Source organism: Natrinema zhouii, from assembly GCF_013456555.2.
GTDB classification, from domain to species: domain Archaea; phylum Halobacteriota; class Halobacteria; order Halobacteriales; family Natrialbaceae; genus Natrinema; species Natrinema zhouii.
The window spans coordinates 2,130,962-2,147,598 of sequence record NZ_CP059154.1; the positions used below are offsets into that span (position 1 = coordinate 2,130,962).

The window sequence follows — 16,637 nt, forward strand, 5'->3', positions numbered from 1 at the left end:
GGGGTCAAGCGCAAGCACGGAAGGCGATGGGCGGCGAGGATCGAGGACACCCCCCGTGAGACGGTCGAGCTACCGCAGTCACCGTCTCGGCGCGCTGTGCAGCGATGAGCGACCAGCGAATCGCTGCTCGAAGCGCGAGGGATGAGTGAGCGACCGACGGGAGCAAACGAATCGGTTGGGGAGGACGTGGCGATCCCTAGTTGCCACGATACGTCGGTAGTGATGTGAGAGGTGAAATCAATACTCGGACTGATCTACAAATCCGACTGCTGTATTACATCGAATCGTCCGTCTGTGCCTCGAGAAAGCCCAACAACAGGTCGTTGACCGTCCGCGAGCGCTCGACGAAAGCCAGATGGCCGGCCCCCTCGAGTTCCAGAAACTCTCCGCGCGGAAGTCCACGAGCGAGCCCCTCCCCAGCAGCGGGCGAAACCAGTTCGTCCGCACCGCCGTGAATCACCCGCGTCGGCTGGGTCACCTCGACCAGCCACTCCGTCGCGTCGAAGCCCTCGAGCGCCGCGACCTGGGCGTCCCACCCCTCGCGGTCGGCGTCGCCGTCCGCCCGCCAGTCCGCGATCCCGTCCAGCACGTCGGGCTGGTCCTCGAGAAAGTCATTGGAGAGTCCCGCCGCGATCGATCGGCGAAGTGCGTCCCGATCGTCCGGCGGGGCAAAGAGCGGCTCGAGGTCGTACTCGTCCCCTCGAGCGGCGGTTCCAAAGAGCGTCAGCGTCGCCACGCGACTCGAGGTCCGGGCCGCCGCGAGCGCGATCACACCGCCGAGTCCGCAGCCGACGAGGTGCGCGTTGCGGATCTCGCACTCCGCGAGGACCGCCTCGAGATCGGCGACGAGCGTCTCGAGGGAGTACGGTCCGGGCGGTGCGTCCGAGCGGCCCGTCCCCCGGAGGTCCCAGACGATGGCCTCGTGAGGGCCGGCGACGGCGGCGTGTTGCCAGCCCCAGAGCCAGCCGCCGAGGCCGGCTTCGGGGACGAAGACGACGGGTTCGCCCTCACCGGCGCGGTCGTAGTACAGCGAGACCGATCTGTTCGATGCGGTCGGCATGGGTCGATCGTCGTGACGCGGACCGAAAGAAGGGGTGGATTTCGACTCGAGTCAGAATGTCAGGCGTTCAAGACCTGCCGCAACACGTCGGGCGCGTCCTCGAGCGCCTCATCGAGATCCGCGACGTTGGGGCCGCCGCCCTGCGCGAAGTCCGGCGGGCCGCCGCCGCCGCCGCCGACTCTCGAGGCGAGTTCGCCGACGACCTCGCCCGCGTTGACGCCGACGCCGTCCGGGACGGCGACGACGAACTGGGCGCCGCTCTCGCCGCTGCCCAGCACGGCGATCGTCCCCTCCTCGACGAGGGCGTTTGCGGTCGCTCGTAGTTCGCCCATATCTGCGTCGAGGCGCTGGACGACGGCCGTCGTATCGCCGACCTCGACCTCCTCGCCGCCGCCTCCGCCGCCGGCGCGGGCCGCGGCGAGCTGTTCCTTCAGGTCCTCGATTTCCTTGCCTCGGCCCTTCCACTCCTCGAAGAACCGTTCGGCCGTCTCGGGGACGTTCTCGGGCGAGACGTCGAGAATCTCGGCGGCCTCGTAGAGCGCGTCCTCTTTGACCTGCGTCGCCTTGATGGCGGCCTCGCCGGCCGCGAACGTGATCCGTTCGACGCCGTCCTGCACGCGTTCCGTGTTGAGCACTTTGATCGTGCCGATCTCGCCGGTTCGGGCGACGTGGGTGCCACCGCAGGCCTGGACGTCGTCCTCGACGTGGATCAGGCGGATCTGCTCGCCCGGCGGGATCCCGCCCTGATAGAGGTCGAACCCGTGTTCGGCCTCCGCGTCGTGGCGGTCGGGCCACTCCTGGGAGACCGCGGTGTTGTCCATCACGATCTCGTTGGCGCGGTTCTCGATCCGCTTGACGTCCTCGCGGGAGATCCGATCGTAGTGGCGAACGTCGATCCGCGAGCTCTCGACGCCCTTCTGGGCCCCGGCCTGTCGGATGTGCTCGCCAAGCACCTGCCGCGCGGCGTGAATGACGATGTGGGTCGCCGTGTGGTGGCGCATGAGCTGTCGACGGCGGCTCCCGTCGATCTGGCCGTTGACCAGTTCGCCCTTGCCGGGGTCCTCGTCGGTCCGGTGGAGGATGACGCCGTCTGTGATCTGGACGTCCTCGACCTCGACGGTGGTGTCGTCGGTCGAGAGCGTCCCCGTGTCCGCGGGCTGGCCACCGCCCTCGGGGTAGAACATCGTCTGGTCGAGCACGACATCGTAGCCGTCCTCGCGCTCGAAGACGTCCAGCACGACCGCCTCGAACTGGGTTCGTTGCTGGTCGTCGTAGTAGAGCTTCTCCGTCTCGGGGAGGTCCTCGAAGCGCTCGTCTTCGTCCTCGGTGGTCTCCGCGACCCCCTCCGGCGTGTCGTGGCGCTTCGCGACGAGGCTGTAGAAGTCGTCGGGGATGTCGACGGTCGCACCCGTCTCCTCGGCGATCTCCGCGACCATATCCGGCTGAATGCCGTGAGAGTCGTAGAGCTCGATCAGTTCCTCGGTCGGGATCGGCTCGCCCTTCTTCGCGTACTCCTCGGCGAGCGTCTCAACCCGGCGACCGCCCCGCTCGAGCGTCTCGCGGTACTTCTCGACCTCGGTGCGGACGATGTCGCGGATCGTATCGCGGTTCTCGTACTCGAGGCGTTCGGCCTGCATGTCGACGAGTTCGTCCAGCGGCGCGTCGACGCCGACCGTGTCACAGAGCCGTTTGGTCCGGCGGAGCACCATCCGCGTGAGATAGCCCGTGCCGACGTTCGAGGGGACGATGCCGTCGCCCAGCATATAGGCCAGCGTGCGGCAGTGGTCCGCGATCGCGTAGATGTCCTCGAGGGGTTCCATGAGTTCCTCGAGTTCCGCGGCGTCGACGCCGAGTTCGGCGGCGATCTCGCCGCGAGCGGTCTCCATATCCTCGGCCTCGTCGATGTCCATGTGGCCCGCGAGCTTCGCGGTGCGGTGGATCAGTTCCTCCTGTTCCTCGGTGTGGTCGAGCCCCGCGTTCTCTTTGAGGAACGCGATCATGTCGGGGTAGACCGCCTCGTAGACCGTCGGGGTGCCCTGAGAGACCCACGTCCAGCGCTCGAGCCCGTAGCCCGTGTCGACGATGTAGGTGTCCATTGGGCTGTAGCGGTTCCCGTCTTTCATCTCGTACTCGCCGTCGGGATCCTGCTCCATCGACATGAAGACCAGTGTGGCGAGTTCGACGCCGCGGTAGATGACCTCGATGGCGGGGCCGGCGTTGCCGCCGCCGACCCACGGATCCTCGATGTAGATGACTTCCTCTAAGTCGACGCCCATCGACTCGAAGAAGCCGTCGCAGAGTTCGACGGTGTGGTCCTTCCAGTAGACCTCGCCGTAGTAGGCGTACTCGTCTTCCTCGACGTCCTCGCGCGTGTTGAACGCGTGATGGGCCATCATTTCGAAGGCCATCGTGTGTCGGCCCGTCTTGCCGACGTTGTCGATGTCCTGCATCCGGATGCAGGGCTGGGAGACACACAGCGGGTTCGCCGGCGGCGGCGTCTGGCCGCTCGTCACCAGCGGCTGGAAGTCGTAGATCGACGCCTGGGTCAACAGGACGTCGTCGCGCCAGCGGTTCGCCGCGACCGGGTAGGGATCGATTCGCTCGTGGTCGTTGGCCTCGAAGTAAGAGAGAAAGGCCTCGCGCATCTCCGCCAGATCGTACGACCCGTCGAACCCCGAGTTGTCGATGAAGCCGTACTCCTCACAGGGCGGCTCGCCGCAGGTTACCCTGTCGTGGTCGCGCGTCCAGAAGTGAGCGCCACACTCCGGACACTCCTTGCGCTCGAATCCTTCCTCCTCGAAGTACTCGAGGCGGTATTCGTCCGCGAGTTCGCTCATTACGCGTCTATTGGCCCTGCAGCGCGTAAAACAGTTCCGCAACCGCCGTCGCGAACCGATCGCCCACGGCGAACGGGTCCGGTTTGTGAGATGAGCTGGGGGCTCTAGCGATACCCAGACACAGTCACGACGGGCTGGGCTCTCGAGGAGTTCAGTGAGCGACGATCGATGCGTGATTACCGAGGGACTTGATAGGAAATTAATAAGTATCTCTCGAGAAGAGAGACTACTAATGGAGGGAAGAGAACGGAACCGAACGAATGCACAGATGACGCGATCCGATCGGAGAAGTCTGTCGACCTCGAATCTCCTTGCCGATGGGGATAGGAAGAGGAAGGGAACCGAGACCGAGGTCAGCGACTGACAATGTCGACACGACGATCGTTGCTCCGGAAAGCCGGCCTGACGGGTATCGGAACGGTTGCCGGCATCACCCTCCTTCCGTCGCCGCCCGACGCAACGGATCCGACCGGGACGGTCGAGGCAGCCGAACCGCCCGCAGCGGTCTCCGAGTGGATCGACGAACCGATCACCGACGAAGACGACACGCCGATCGGCCGCTACCACTACGAGCCGACGAGCAACGGGTTCCGCGCGACCGCCCCGTTCAACGTCGTCTTGCTCCCCGACGCTGACGGCGCTCGAGGCCTCGAGCGCGTCATGTCCGTCCTCGACGACGAAGGATGGATCCGCAACCCCGAGGAGTACACACGGTTCGCCTGGGATCGGGAAGCCGAGGCATACGTTCGCCAGCAGACGACGGCCGCCCAGGCCTACTACGGCGCCAACGGCCGGCGTCACGTCCGGTGTTGGTCGTTCGAGAACGTCGTCTCGATGCAGGCCCACGAGGATACCCCCGCTCGCCCGAAACACGGGGTTACCTCCTACCAGCGCGGGCGAGACACCATCGAGGCGATCTTCGCCGGGGAGGGCTGGCAGGTCTCCCCCAGTGCGATCGATCTGGCAAACGAGACGGGGCCCGACCACGACGGGTTCGCGACGGTCATCGCGGAGGAGCCATGAGTACCGAGACGGACGACCACCGATGGAGCGGGTCACGGGCGGCCGTTAGTACTGTCCTCGAGCATCCCCTGCTCGGACTCGATCGTCGACGGACGGCGCTCATGGTCGCCTATCTTCTGGGGCTCACCGCGATGTTTCTCGCCAGCTACATCGGGATGCGGATAACGATCAACGACCCCCTTCGCAGTCTACTGACGGTCGGATTGGATACGCTCAGCCTGCTCTTCATCGCGCTGGTGACGGCGACGATTCTGGTCGTGCCGCTGTGGTATGCGGTCTGGAACGGCGGGCCACTGCTCTCGTTCGCTCTCCCCCTTGCCCCGGTCGCCGTCGGCGATATCATGGCCGGCGCGTACGTGCTCGATCTCGACGTCGCGGTCGCATTGACAGTCGGCGCGATTGCAGCGGCGCTCGCGCTCGTCTCCGCCGACGTTCGGCGGGCTGATTCCGTTCGATTCTGGCAGGCCGGCATCGACGAGGATCAGTTGTTGTTCGTCACCGCGATCACGATTATCGCCGCCGTCGGCGTCGGTCGGTTCGTCGACACCGCCCCGTCCTACATGCTCGAGTGGTACGCGTCGATGGGCCCCGTCTGGTTCGTGACCGCCGCTGTCGTCGGAAGCTACTGGCTACGCTGGGCCCGATCGGCGTGGCGCACTCGTGGTGACCGGCCTACCGGACGATTGTAGCGGTCCATCGACCCTGCCGATCACCCGCTTACGCCTCGTTCTCGAGCGCCAGCGACGCCAGCATCGCCTCGAGTTGCAGGCGCTCGTTCGCGCCCTCCGTGATCCGGTAGTCGACTTCGCCCAGACGCTCGAGCAGGCGGACCGTCGCCCCCTCCGGAATGTCGAACTCCCAGGCGGAGCGGTGGAGCTGGTCGATGACGTCGCCGCCGGCGAGCCCGCGCTCGGTCAGCAGGTCCTCGAGGGCGGCTCGAGCGGCCGTGAAGTCGCCGTCGATGGCGTGTTCGACCATCGCCTCGACTTCCTCGGGGCGAGCCGTCGCGGTAATCGCGAAGACGGTCTCCTCGTCGACGGTCTCGCCCATCACGGCCGCGGCCTGCAAGGCGTTGATCGCCTTCCGCATGTCGCCGTCGGCCGCGTAGACGAGCGCGTCGACGCCGTCGTCGGTCACCGCGATGTCCTCGTTCGCAGCGATTTCCCGGACCTGTGCCTCGATGGCGTCCTCGGAGAGTTCGGTGAACCGGAAGACTGCACACCGCGACTGGATGGGGTCGATGATCTGGCTCGAGTAGTTACACGAGAGGATGAAGCGGGTGTTGTTCGAGAACTGCTCCATCGTCCGGCGCAGCGCGGACTGGGCGTCGGAGGTCAGCGCGTCGGCCTCGTCGAGGAAGATGATGCGGTGGGAGTAGCCGCCGAACGAGGAGCGCGCGAAGTCCTTGATCCGGTCGCGGACGACGTCGATCCCGCGCTGGTCGGAGGCGTTGAGCTCGAGGAAGTTCTCCTTCCAATCACCGCCATATACCTCCCTAGCGATGCTTTTGGCAGCTGTCGTCTTTCCTGTACCGGCTGGCCCTGCGAAAAGGAGATGGGGGAGATCGTCCTGCTCGACGTAATTCTCGAGGCGCGGGATGATGTTTTCGTGGCCCTTGATGTCGTCGAGTCGCTCCGGGCGGTACTTTTCGATCCAGACTTCGGTCTTGCCGGGGGTGGGCTCCGCCGCCTCGGCGTCGGCCTCGCTCATACCGGTCGAAGGGGTGGCCCGAAGATAAAACGACCGAAGGTCGTTCTCGAATCCGGTCGCGGAATCGACCGGCCGACCACCGGATCACGCTCGGCACGCACCCGACGAGGAACGGCTCGAGCCGCCGCCCGCGACCGACTCCGAACCGGTCCGGTTCCTGATACCAGCGTAACACGTTTTTCGTCCTCCTCGTGGAAGGTGGGCACATGGGACGGGAGAACCGACGATCACGACACCTCGTCGCGATACTGGTCGTCCTCGTCGTCTGCGGCACCGTTCCGGCGACGGTGGCCGCCCAGTCCGACGCCCGGACCGGCGGGACGATCGTCGTCGAGGAAGACGAGACGGTCGACAGCCTCGAGGCCTTCGGCGGGAGCGTCGTCGTCCGGGGTACCGTCACCGGCGACGTCAGCGCCGTCGGGGGCGACGTTCGAATCGAAGACACGGGCCAGGTCGACGGCGACCTCGAGGCCGCCGGCGGGAGCGTGACCATCGCCGGAACCGTCGACGGCGACGTCGATGTCGGCGCGGGGAGCTTCACGGTCACCGAGAGCGGGACCGTCGGCGGCACCGTGACGGCCGGAGTCGGGAGCGCGACGATCGACGGCACGCTCGAGAGCGACGCCGAAATCGGGGCCGAGACGATCCGACTGGGCGAGAGCGCCTCGATCGCGGGCGATCTGCGATACGGCGGTGACCTCGAGGGGAACACCGACGCGGTCGCGGGCGAGATTCAGGAGGACGGCTCGCTCGGGGTCGATGTCGCGCCGCCGATTCAGCCGTTCGCGTCGTGGCTGTTCACCGCCTACGCCTTCGCGGTGAATCTACTGCTCGGTGCCGTACTGCTCGCGCTGTTCCCGCGGTTCTCCGACGCCGTCGCCGACCACGTTGCAACGGGCCCCCTCCGCTCCGGGCTGGTCGGCCTAGGGGTGCTCGTGGGGATTCCCCTCCTCCTGATCGCGCTCGCGATCACCGTGGTCGGCATCCCGCTGTCGGTAGTCGGCGGCTTCGCGTTCGCCCTGCTGCTCTGGATCGGCGTCATCTACGGCCGCTTCGCGGTCGCTGCATGGCTCCTCTCGCTGGTCGGCCTCGGCAACCGCTGGCTCGCGCTCGTCGTCGGCCTGCTCGCCGGTGCCCTCCTCACGCGGCTGCCCGTCCCCGTCGTCGGCGAGGCGATCAATCTGATCGTCCTCCTGCTCGGACTGGGTGCGATCGCTCGCGCGCTACTCGGCCACCGGCGGAACGCTCGAGAGCGAGAGCGGGAGCGAGAACGGCGTGTCGGTTCCGGTCCGGACGAGCCGACGACGGACTGACGGCGAGCAGCGGACAGCCACGGAGCGACGCGCTCAAGGCCGCCGCCCCGTAACGCGGCGTATGCACGTCACCGTCGACGTCAAGGGCGAGGACACCTACGAACTCGAGCTCGAGGCGGTGGCGGGAACCGCGGAGGGTCCCGACGCGGACGCGACGCCGACCTACGCGGACCTGCTCCGCGAGGTCGACCTGAGTCCCCACGAGGTGAGCGTCCTCGTCGACGGTCGCCCGGTCCCCGAGGATCAGCCAGTCGAGAGCGACCACGTGACGGTGTTACGGCTGATCAAGGGCGGTAACATCGAGTGACGCACACGACTACTCGAGCGTCGCGATAGCCTCGATCTCGAGGGGAGCACCCTTCGGGACGCGACCGACCTCGACGGCGCTTCGTTCAGGAAGGGGGTAGTCTTCAGGACGTTCTCGAGGCTCGGCCCTCGGCCTCGAGAATGGCAACGACGTTGTCGAGACACCGGCGAGTCCGGTCGATTTCGACTATCGCTCGCGGCGCATCGGCCGCTTTTGAACGGGTCGATCACCTGCGATCAAGATACTTGGGAAGATTCGCCGATTGGTGTGGTATGCCAGACCCTATCAGAGATGCCGATCCGACGATCGCTGCTGCCGTCGAGAGCGAGCGCGAGCGCCAGGAATCGACCCTCGGAATGATCGCCTCGGAGAACCACGTGTCCGAAGCCGTGCTGACCGCCCAGGGAACCGCGCTGACCAACAAGTACGCGGAGGGGTACCCCGGTGCGCGCTACTACGGCGGCTGCGAGCACGTCGACGAGGTCGAGCGAACGGCCATCGAGCGGGCGAAGTCACTGTGGGGTGCCGACCACGTCAACGTCCAGCCCCACTCGGGAACCCAGGCGAACATGGGCGTCTACTTCGCCGCCCTCGAGCCGGGCGAGACGATCCTCTCGCTGGATCTCACCCACGGCGGGCACCTCAGCCACGGCCACCACGTCAACTTCTCCGGACAGCTCTACGAGGTCGAACAGTACGAAGTCGATCCGAAAACGGGGTACATCGACTACGACGCGCTCGCCGAGCGGGCTCGCGCGGTCGACCCGGCGATGATCGTCAGCGGCTCCTCGGCGTACCCGCGCGAGTTCGACTGGGAGCGCATCGGCGAGATCGCCGACGCCGTCGACGCGTTCCACCTCGCCGACATCGCCCACATCACCGGGCTCGTCGCGGCGGGCGTTCACTCGAGTCCGGCCGAGCACGCCGACTTCGTCACCGGGAGCACGCACAAGACCATTCGCTCGGGTCGCGGCGGCATCATCATGTGCGACGAGGCGTACGCCGACGACGTCGACAGTGCGGTCTTCCCGGGGAGTCAGGGCGGGCCGCTCATGCACAACGTCGCCGGCAAGGCCGTCGGCTTCGGGGAAGCGCTCGAGCCCGCATTCGAGGAGTACGCCTCCCGGACCGTCGAGAACGCGTCGGCGCTCGCGGCCGTCCTCCGCGACCGGGGGCTGTCGCTGGTCTCCGGCGGCACCGACAAGCACCTCGTACTTGTCGACCTGCGGGAGTCCCATCCCGATCTCACCGGTGACGACGCCGAAGCGGCCCTCTCGGACGTCGGCATCGTCCTCAACAAGAACACCGTCCCGGGGGAGACTCGATCGCCCTTCGTCACCAGCGGGATCCGGATCGGTACGTCCGCGCTGACGACCCGCGGATTCGGCCCCGAAGAAATCGAGACGGTCGCCCACCACATCGCCGACGTGCTCGACGCGCCCGACGACGACGCGACGCTCGAGCGAGTCTCGGAGTCGGTCGACGACCTCTGCGAATCGTTCCCCGTGTACGGGTAGCGCCATCGTGGCCGCGTCCGCACGAACCCGGCCGTCTTACTCCTTCGTGCTCACGACATCGATCCCGTCGTCCGTCACGCGGACGTACAGGAGGACATCGTCGGGATCCGGATCGATCACGTCGTCGAGTTCGGGAGCGCATCCCATCATTCCGATCTCGTTGAAGCCGCACGCGTCACAGACCGCCGCGTCGGCCAGTGGCTCGTACGCACCGTCGCGTTCGGTGGCCGGGAGGTACCCCGCGTCCGCGATCTCCGCATCGCACTCCGAACAGTACAGCGTGGGTGTCGAGGCGAGCTCCATGTGTCGACTGTAGCGGAGCACCGGCATAGAATTGTGCGGTGACGACCGTCCGCGGGCTGATCGGGTGCCTCCGAATCCGTAAGCACTGAGTCGATCACTGCTGGCCGAACCGAACGTACCCGGAATCGCACAAGAGAGAGCACGTCGCGGGAAATCGGAGGGAGTTCTCAGCCGTCGGCTCGAGCCGTCCACCTCTCATACGGACTGCTGTCAGTCATTTCCGGAGCGACCGCGAACCGTCCTGCGGTTGCTCCGGTAAATCGTTACAGCAGACCGTCTCAGTCGTCGTCGGAGGCCGCCGACCCGGTCGGGGCGGTGGAACGGTCCTCTTCGCGTAAGAAGACCGCCCGACGGCTGCCGAAGACCCAGATCATGACGCCGACGGCGATCAAGGTGATGATCGCGAAGGGGCCGCCGGCGATGATCGCGGCCTGCTGTAACGCTGTGGTGCCGCCGGCGACCATCAACAGCGAGGCCAGCGCGCCCATGAGGCCGCCCCAGATAACGCGGTTGATCGTCGACGGCTTCTGCTTGCCGCCGGTGGTGAGCATCCCCAGCGCGAGCGTCGAGGAGTCCGCCGACGTGACGAAGAACGTCGTCACCAGCACCAGGAAGAGGACGGTGAGCAACTCGCCGGCCGGCAGCGCCTCGAACAGCGGGTAGCCGGCGACCGCCTCGTTGAACCCCCAGGCCTCGAGCGTCCCGAGGATGTCGGCCTGGCCGTTCGACTGCATGAAGATGGACGTTCCGCCCATCGTCGCGAACCAGGGGATCGTGATGGCCGTGGACGCGACGACGCCGGTCGCGGCGACCTGTCGGACGGTCCGCCCGCGAGAGATGCGGGCGATGAATAGCCCGACGAACGGCGCCCAGGAGAACCACCACGCCCAATAGAAGACGGTCCAGGCGCCGACGAAACCGGAGTCGGCACCCTGCCCGCCGGTCTCGCCCGCGCCCATGAAGAAGCTCATCGAGATGAATTCGTTGATGTACGCCCCCAGCGCTTGGGTCCCGACGGTCATGATGTACACCGTCGGCCCGAGGATGAACGCCGCGGCCGTCAGGATGGCGAACAGCGCCATGTTGAAGTACGAGATACGGCGGATCCCGCGCTCGACGCCGAGCGCGACCGAGATGGTAAATGCCACGGTCAGTCCCGTGATCACGAGGACGGTCCCCGCGTCGCCGAACTCGACGCCGCCGGCGTACTCGAGGCCGACGAGGAACTGGTTCCCGACCAGCCCGAGCGTCGTCGCGATGCCGCCGATGGTCGCGAAGACGGCGAGGATATCCACGAGCTTCGCCCAGGGACTGTCGAGGTTGTCGAACCCGATGATTGGCCCGATGATCGTCGAGATGCGCATCGGCGCGTCCCGGCGGTAGGCGAAGTAAGCGATCGGGATCGCGACGATCACGTACGCCGACCACGCCGAGAGCCCCCAGTGGAAGAACGTGTACTGGAGCGCGCTGACGGCGGCGCCCGTCGACTCCGCTTCGACCCCCGAGAAGGGCGAGGGCGTCGAGTAGTGGAAGATCGCCTCCGCCGGGCCCCAGAAGACGATGCCGGCGGCGATTCCCGCGGAGTACAACATCGCGAAGTACGCGAGAAAGCTGAACTCGGGATCCTCGTCCTCCTCCCCCAGCTTGATGTTCCCCCACGGACCGAAGATGAGGTACAAGACGAACGCCACGAGGGCGAACATCGAGACGAGATACGCCCAGCCGAAACTCGTCCAGAGGAACTCGTTGGTTCCCTCCATGATCTCGAGCGTTCGGCTCTCGCGGAAGAGGAACGCCGCGACCACCAGCACGGCGACGACGAAGCCGATCCCGAAGACGGTGGGGTCGAGTTCGTCGAGGAACGTTCGGACCGCGCCGTCCCCATCCCGTTGGCGGTCACTCATCGCGGATCACACGCCACCGGCGTCCGGTAACTCGCTCGCTCGGTCGGTTCGTCTCGAGTTCGCTCACGAGCGACTCGACGAGCGCACCCTCCTTCCGCACCGGCACAGCTTTTGTGCCATTACGTACCATGATCTCATGCACCGTGGTGAAGAATACCAAGCTCCCCAATCAAGATTCATCTTAATAACCGGCGTCGCTTTTATACCGTCGATCGAACCCGTTAGCGGGCGAGCCGGGGATAGTCACGCGTTGACGTGCCGAACCTCGTAGCCGTGATCCCGGAGCGACCGGACGATCGTCCGCGATTGGCCCGAGCCGCTCGTCTCGATCTGGAAGACGAGGTGCGCCTCGCCCACGTCGAGTTCGGGTGCCGAGCGGTCGTGGCGGACGGTCTGGATGTTGGCACCGTGTTCGGCGATGATCCCCGAAACGTCCTCCATCTTGCCGGGTCGGTCGTCGATCCGGACGCGCAGTCGCAGCAGTTGCTCGCGGTCGGTCAGCGCGTGAACGAGCACGGTCTGTAACATCGTCATATCGAGGTTGCCGCCGCCCAGCAGCGGCATCACCGTCTCGCCGCGCACGTCGAGTTCGTCGCTGATGATCGCGGCGACCGACGCCGCGCCGGCGCCCTCGACGACCTGTTTGGCGCGCTCGAGCAAGAGGAGAACCGCTCGAGCGATCTCCCCGTCCGTGACGGTGACGACCTCGTCGACGTGCTCGTCGATCAGCGAGAGCGTCAGCTCCGAGATACCGCCGGTCGCGATGCCGTCCGCGATCGTATCCACGGAGTCGAGCGCGACGGGCGTTCCCTTCCGGAGACTCTCGGAAACGGTCGCCGCACCGCTGGCCTGCACACCGACGATTCGCGTCTCCGGTGAGCGCTCGGCGAAGGCCGTCGCGATCCCCGAGATGAGACCCCCGCCGCCGATCGGGACGACGACGGTCTCCACCGACGGGAGATCGTCGGCCATCTCGAGGCCGAGCGTCCCCTGGCCGGCGACGATCGCGGGGTCGTCGTAGGCGTGAACGAACTCCGTGACGTCGTCGTCGACGAGCCCCTTCGCGTGCGCCATCGCCTCGCGAAAGTCGTCCCCAACGAGTTCGACGTCGGCGCCGTAGCTCCGGGTGGCGTCGACCTTCGCCTGGGGCGCCCCTCTGGGCATGACGATCGTCGAGTCGACGCCGAGTTTCGTCGCCGCGAGCGCGACGCCCTGTGCGTGATTGCCGGCGCTGGCCGCGACGACCCGCTCCGTTCCGCCCTCGGCGACGCACTGTGCGATCTTGTTGTACGCGCCGCGGGTCTTGAACGAGCCCGTCCACTGGAGGTGCTCCATCTTGAGGTGGACCTCGCCGCCGGTCAGATCGTCCAGCGACGTGCTCCGTTCGACCGGGGTGTGCTTGACGACCGACTCGTCGTCCAGCCGGTCGCGGGCCGCTTCGATGTCGGCGAACTCGACGATTCCGTCGTTTCGGCTCATGGCCATCACCGAATCATCTTCTCGCGGTCGGGATCGAACAGCGGTTCGTCCCGGACCGTCGCGGCGTGGCGTTCGTTCTCGTAGCTGATTTCGACGTTGCGGCCCGCCTCGGCGTCGGCCGCCGGCAGATAGGCGTACGCGATCCCGGCGTCGATCGTGTAGCCGTAATCCGCGCGGGCGACGTCACCGAGCACCTCGCCGTTGTCGGGATCGAGCACCGGGTGTCCGGCGTCGACGACCGTCCCGGGCTCGTCGAGCGTGATCGGGGCGATCTTCCGGTCGATCCCGCCGTCGCGAGCCTCGAGCAGCGCCTCCTTGCCGACGAAATCGGTCTCGAGGTCGACCGCGAAGCCGATCCCCGCTTCGTACGGGTTGTACTCGGGGGTAACGTCGGTCCCCCACAGCCGGAACCCCTTCTCCATGCTCGTCGAGTCCAGGGCCTCCCAGCCCATCGGGACGATGCCGTACTCCTCGCCGGCGTCCTCGATTCGCTCCCAGAGCTGCGCGCCGTACTCCATCGGTGCGTACAACTCCCAGCCTAACTCGCCGGCGTAGGAGAGCCGGAGCATCGTGACGGGGATGCTCTCGAGGTAGCTCTCCCGTGCGGTGTAGAACGGGAACGCGTCGTTCGAGAGATCGGCCGCGACGAGCGACGACAGGACGTTGCGCGCCTCTGGACCGAAGACGCCGATCCCGCACATGCTCGAGTCGTGGGTCGTTATCGACACGGAGCCGTCGTCGGGCGCGTGCTCGCGGATCCACCGGGAGTGCAGCGTCGCGGAGTTGCCCCCGCCGGTGAACACCACGTACCGATCGTCCGCGAACCGGGCGACCGTCACGTCGGCGAGGATCCCGCCGTCCTCGTTGCACATCGCCGCGTAGCGGATCCGGCCCGGCGAGACGTCGATATCGTTCGTCAGGAGTCCCTGAAGCAGGGCCGTCGCGCCGTCGCCGGTCACCTCGATCCCGGTGTAGGTGGTCATGTCGACCATCCCGACGCGGTCGCGGACCGCCTGGTGCTCCACGCCCTGTGCCTTCGACCAGTTGCGGTCGAGCCAGTCGGGCCTGTCCGGGACGTCGTACTCCTCGAGCAGGGACTCGTTGGTCTCGTACCACTGCGGCGTCTCCCAGCCGCCCGAGTCGTAGAACTCGGCGCCGAGTTCCCGCTGGCGCTGGTAGAACGGACTCCGGCGGAGCCCGCGCTGTCCCCGGGGCTGTTCGCGCGGGTGGATCAGCTGGTAGACCTCCTGGTACTGCTGTGCGCCGCGGCCCCGCGTATACTCCCGCGAGCCGGCGTGGGGCTGGAACCGCGAGATGTGTGCCCCCGTGGCGTCGACGCGCTCGCCGTCGAGGCGGGGGACGCCGTCTTCCATCCAGTGGGCGACGATGCTCCCCGCGCCGCCCGACTGGGTGACCCAGATCGCGAGCGCCCACCAGAGCCCGTCGATTTCTTCCGTCGGTCCGAGGATCGGCATCCCGTCGGGGGTGAAACAGAACATCCCGTTGATCCCGGACTCGAACTCGGCGTCGCGCAGCGACGGAACGAGTTCGCAGGCCGCGTCGTAGGCCGTCTGTTCGTGATCCGGGTGGGTGTTCTCGGAGAAGTGCTCCGCGGTGAACTCCCGCAGCGACGGGTACTCGAGGCCCAGGTCCTCGAGTTTCTCCGGGCCGTAGATGTCCGCGGGGTCGACCAGCAGCGGTTCGTGGTTGTACGAGCCGACGCCGTAGCGCTCGCCGTGCTGGCGGAAGTACAGCGACCGGTCCTGATGGCGGAGCAGCGGCTGTTCGATCTCACGGCTGGCGCCCGCGAGCTCCGGCAGGTCGTCGGAGACGAGGTACTGGTGGGCGCAGGGGATCAGCGGGATATCGACGTCGACCATGTCGCCGAACAGCGGGCCCCAGATGTTCGTCGCGAGGAGGACCTCGTCGGCCTCGATGCGCCCGCGGTCGGTGACGACCGCCCGGATTTCGCCACCTTCGACCTCGAGATCGGTCACCGTCGTCTCGCCGTAGAACTCGGCGCCCGCCGCTCGAGCCGACTCGGCCATCGTCGCCGAAGCGTCGACAGCGTGGGCCTTCCCGTCCGTCGGCACGTAGTAGCCCCCGTGGATGACCGACTCGTCGATCTGCGGGACGCGGTCGGCAACCTCGGCGGGCGAGAGGAGTTCCCCGTTCTCGATGCCGTAGGCCTGCCCCCGTTCGCGCTTTCGTTTCAGGTAGTCCCAGCGGTCCTCAGTGTACGCGACCTCGATGCCGCCGCTCGTCCGGAAGCTCTCGAGGTCCTCGTACAACTCGCGCGTGTACGACGCCATCCGGGTCATCAGCTTGTTGCCGCCCGTCTGGAAGACCAGTCCGGGGGCGTGGGAGGTGGAGCCGCCGGTCTCGAACAGCGGTCCCTGATCGACGACTACCACGTCCTCTCGGCCCAAGTGAGTGAGATGGTAGGCGGCGCTACAGCCGACGCAGCCGGCGCCGACGATGACGGTTCCCGCGTCGTCGGGAAGTGTGGTCCCTGTACTCATGTGTCATGGATACTGCCAGACGGTCGAGCATAGCTATCCGGGTGGATAATCTGTGGCCTATAACAGTCGGGAGGAACGACGTCGGGCGCTAACGCTCAGTGGGATCGGGCCGACGAATTGACCAGTCAAAACGCGGCCGTGAGCGACGGACCGAATACACTGCGTACTCGGGGTCGCCGACGCCCGGTCGAGGCGGCAAAATAGCTCAGCAAACGGTTCACAAAGACATCAGTGAATTTATAAATTTTTGGGAGGGACTGATGGGCATGACGCCCCCTCATCGGTCTCAGGAGTACGATATAGCGATAACCGCTGGCACAGGGCTCGCGCTGGCCGCGTACGTCACCCTCGGTGGACTACTCGCGTTCGGACTCGGCTGTCTCCCGATCGCCCTCGGATTGTACCGCTACGTTCCCGAAGAGGAGCACGTTCTGCAAGGTCTCCTCGGCCTGCTGGCGGTTCTCCTCGGTGGGATGGCACCGCCGTCCGTCCTGATCGGAACGCCGTTTGGCCACTGGTTAGTCGACGACAGTCCCCTACCGCTCGCGCTCGGTATCGCGGTACTCGTCCTCGTATTCGTGCTGGTCCTCCGACGCAGCCTCCCGAAACTCGTCGCACCGTCCGACGCCGTCGACCCGTCTACTCAGTGACGGAAACCGACT

At 66.6% G+C, this 16,637-nt stretch carries 14 protein-coding genes and 1 pseudogene; 6 read left to right on the plus strand and 9 right to left on the minus strand.

Translation table 11 applies throughout. The features are described from left to right. Positions 1–274: 274 nt before the first annotated feature. Both HYG81_RS29235 and alaS read right to left on the minus strand, forming a co-directional pair. A complete protein-coding gene (locus tag HYG81_RS29235) occupies positions 275–1,060 on the minus strand; it encodes an alpha/beta fold hydrolase (protein ID WP_180839625.1) in 786 nt (261 codons plus the stop codon). A 59-nt stretch (positions 1,061–1,119) separates the two neighbouring features. Then, positions 1,120–3,897, minus strand: coding sequence for an alanine--tRNA ligase (gene alaS, locus HYG81_RS29240; RefSeq protein ID WP_180839626.1), 2,778 nt, complete (start codon positions 3,895–3,897; stop codon positions 1,120–1,122). 366 nt (positions 3,898–4,263) lie between these two features. Between alaS and HYG81_RS29245 the strand changes: the two genes are divergently transcribed. Next, positions 4,264–4,920: a hypothetical protein gene (locus tag HYG81_RS29245; RefSeq protein WP_180839627.1), complete on the plus strand. Its 657-nt coding sequence runs from the start codon at positions 4,264–4,266 to the stop codon at positions 4,918–4,920. Continuing rightward, positions 4,917–5,609 carry a hypothetical protein gene (locus HYG81_RS29250; RefSeq protein WP_180839628.1) on the plus strand — a complete coding sequence of 231 codons (693 nt, stop codon included), beginning with the start codon at positions 4,917–4,919 and terminating at the stop codon, positions 5,607–5,609. The genes HYG81_RS29245 and HYG81_RS29250 overlap by 4 nt, the downstream gene beginning before the upstream one ends. A gap of 28 nt (positions 5,610–5,637) precedes the next feature. On the opposite strand, the gene HYG81_RS29255 is transcribed toward HYG81_RS29250, so the two are convergent. Beyond that, complete coding sequence (locus HYG81_RS29255) at positions 5,638–6,630, minus strand: replication factor C small subunit (protein WP_180839629.1); 993 nt, start codon at positions 6,628–6,630, stop codon at positions 5,638–5,640. A gap of 206 nt (positions 6,631–6,836) precedes the next feature. On the opposite strand from HYG81_RS29255, the gene HYG81_RS29260 reads away from it, so the two are divergent. Both HYG81_RS29260 and samp2 read left to right on the plus strand, forming a co-directional pair. Next, positions 6,837–7,943, plus strand: a complete 1,107-nt coding sequence (locus HYG81_RS29260) for a bactofilin family protein (RefSeq protein WP_180839630.1) — start codon at positions 6,837–6,839, stop codon at positions 7,941–7,943. Between the two features lie 61 nt (positions 7,944–8,004). Then, on the plus strand, positions 8,005–8,250 hold the full coding sequence (gene samp2 / locus HYG81_RS29265) for a ubiquitin-like small modifier protein SAMP2 (RefSeq protein WP_180839631.1): 246 nt from the start codon (positions 8,005–8,007) through the stop codon (positions 8,248–8,250). 9 nt (positions 8,251–8,259) lie between these two features. Here samp2 and HYG81_RS45695 read toward each other — a convergent pair. Further along, a pseudogene (locus HYG81_RS45695) lies at positions 8,260–8,428 on the minus strand (RidA family protein); the annotation flags it as partial. Between the two features lie 94 nt (positions 8,429–8,522). On the opposite strand from HYG81_RS45695, the gene glyA reads away from it, so the two are divergent. Continuing rightward, on the plus strand, positions 8,523–9,767 hold the full coding sequence (gene glyA / locus HYG81_RS29270; protein ID WP_180839632.1) for a serine hydroxymethyltransferase: 1,245 nt from the start codon (positions 8,523–8,525) through the stop codon (positions 9,765–9,767). A gap of 36 nt (positions 9,768–9,803) precedes the next feature. Here glyA and HYG81_RS29275 read toward each other — a convergent pair whose 3' ends face one another. The 5 genes from HYG81_RS29275 to HYG81_RS29295 all read right to left on the minus strand — a co-directional run bounded on the left by HYG81_RS29275 (position 9,804) and on the right by HYG81_RS29295 (position 15,975). Next, complete coding sequence (locus HYG81_RS29275; protein ID WP_180839633.1) at positions 9,804–10,070, minus strand: hypothetical protein; 267 nt, start codon at positions 10,068–10,070, stop codon at positions 9,804–9,806. A 278-nt stretch (positions 10,071–10,348) separates the two neighbouring features. After that, positions 10,349–11,974: a BCCT family transporter gene (locus tag HYG81_RS29280; protein WP_180839634.1), complete on the minus strand. Its 1,626-nt coding sequence runs from the start codon at positions 11,972–11,974 to the stop codon at positions 10,349–10,351. Beyond that, positions 11,967–12,104, minus strand: coding sequence for a hypothetical protein (locus HYG81_RS29285; RefSeq protein WP_226777483.1), 138 nt, complete (start codon positions 12,102–12,104; stop codon positions 11,967–11,969). The genes HYG81_RS29280 and HYG81_RS29285 overlap by 8 nt, the downstream gene beginning before the upstream one ends. Positions 12,105–12,217: 113 nt before the next feature. Beyond that, a complete protein-coding gene (gene ilvA / locus HYG81_RS29290) occupies positions 12,218–13,453 on the minus strand; it encodes a threonine ammonia-lyase (RefSeq protein ID WP_180839635.1) in 1,236 nt (411 codons plus the stop codon). Between the two features lie 5 nt (positions 13,454–13,458). Continuing rightward, positions 13,459–15,975 (minus strand): GcvT family protein, encoded by a 2,517-nt coding sequence (locus HYG81_RS29295; protein WP_180839636.1) that lies wholly within the window; start codon positions 15,973–15,975, stop codon positions 13,459–13,461. Positions 15,976–16,241: 266 nt separating this feature from the next. Between HYG81_RS29295 and HYG81_RS29300 the strand changes: the two genes are divergently transcribed. Continuing rightward, complete coding sequence (locus tag HYG81_RS29300) at positions 16,242–16,625, plus strand: hypothetical protein (RefSeq protein ID WP_180839637.1); 384 nt, start codon at positions 16,242–16,244, stop codon at positions 16,623–16,625. The last annotated feature ends 12 nt before the right edge of the window (positions 16,626–16,637 follow it).

Coding starts and splice junctions, on each gene's coding strand:
- glyA (WP_180839632.1), top strand. CDS start 8,523: ATGCCAGACCCTATCAGAGATGCCGATCCGACGATCGCTGCTGCCGTC.
- samp2 (WP_180839631.1), top strand. CDS start 8,005: ATGCACGTCACCGTCGACGTCAAGGGCGAGGACACCTACGAACTCGAG.
- HYG81_RS29235 (WP_180839625.1), bottom strand. CDS start 1,060: ATGCCGACCGCATCGAACAGATCGGTCTCGCTGTACTACGACCGCGCC.
- HYG81_RS29275 (WP_180839633.1), bottom strand. CDS start 10,070: ATGGAGCTCGCCTCGACACCCACGCTGTACTGTTCGGAGTGCGATGCG.
- HYG81_RS29295 (WP_180839636.1), bottom strand. CDS start 15,975: ATGAGTACAGGGACCACACTTCCCGACGACGCGGGAACCGTCATCGTC.
- HYG81_RS29285 (WP_226777483.1), bottom strand. CDS start 12,104: ATGGTACGTAATGGCACAAAAGCTGTGCCGGTGCGGAAGGAGGGTGCG.
- HYG81_RS29260 (WP_180839630.1), top strand. CDS start 6,837: ATGGGACGGGAGAACCGACGATCACGACACCTCGTCGCGATACTGGTC.
- HYG81_RS29250 (WP_180839628.1), top strand. CDS start 4,917: ATGAGTACCGAGACGGACGACCACCGATGGAGCGGGTCACGGGCGGCC.
- HYG81_RS29300 (WP_180839637.1), top strand. CDS start 16,242: ATGACGCCCCCTCATCGGTCTCAGGAGTACGATATAGCGATAACCGCT.
- ilvA (WP_180839635.1), bottom strand. CDS start 13,453: ATGAGCCGAAACGACGGAATCGTCGAGTTCGCCGACATCGAAGCGGCC.
- HYG81_RS29280 (WP_180839634.1), bottom strand. CDS start 11,974: ATGAGTGACCGCCAACGGGATGGGGACGGCGCGGTCCGAACGTTCCTC.
- HYG81_RS29255 (WP_180839629.1), bottom strand. CDS start 6,630: ATGAGCGAGGCCGACGCCGAGGCGGCGGAGCCCACCCCCGGCAAGACC.
- alaS (WP_180839626.1), bottom strand. CDS start 3,897: ATGAGCGAACTCGCGGACGAATACCGCCTCGAGTACTTCGAGGAGGAA.
- HYG81_RS29245 (WP_180839627.1), top strand. CDS start 4,264: ATGTCGACACGACGATCGTTGCTCCGGAAAGCCGGCCTGACGGGTATC.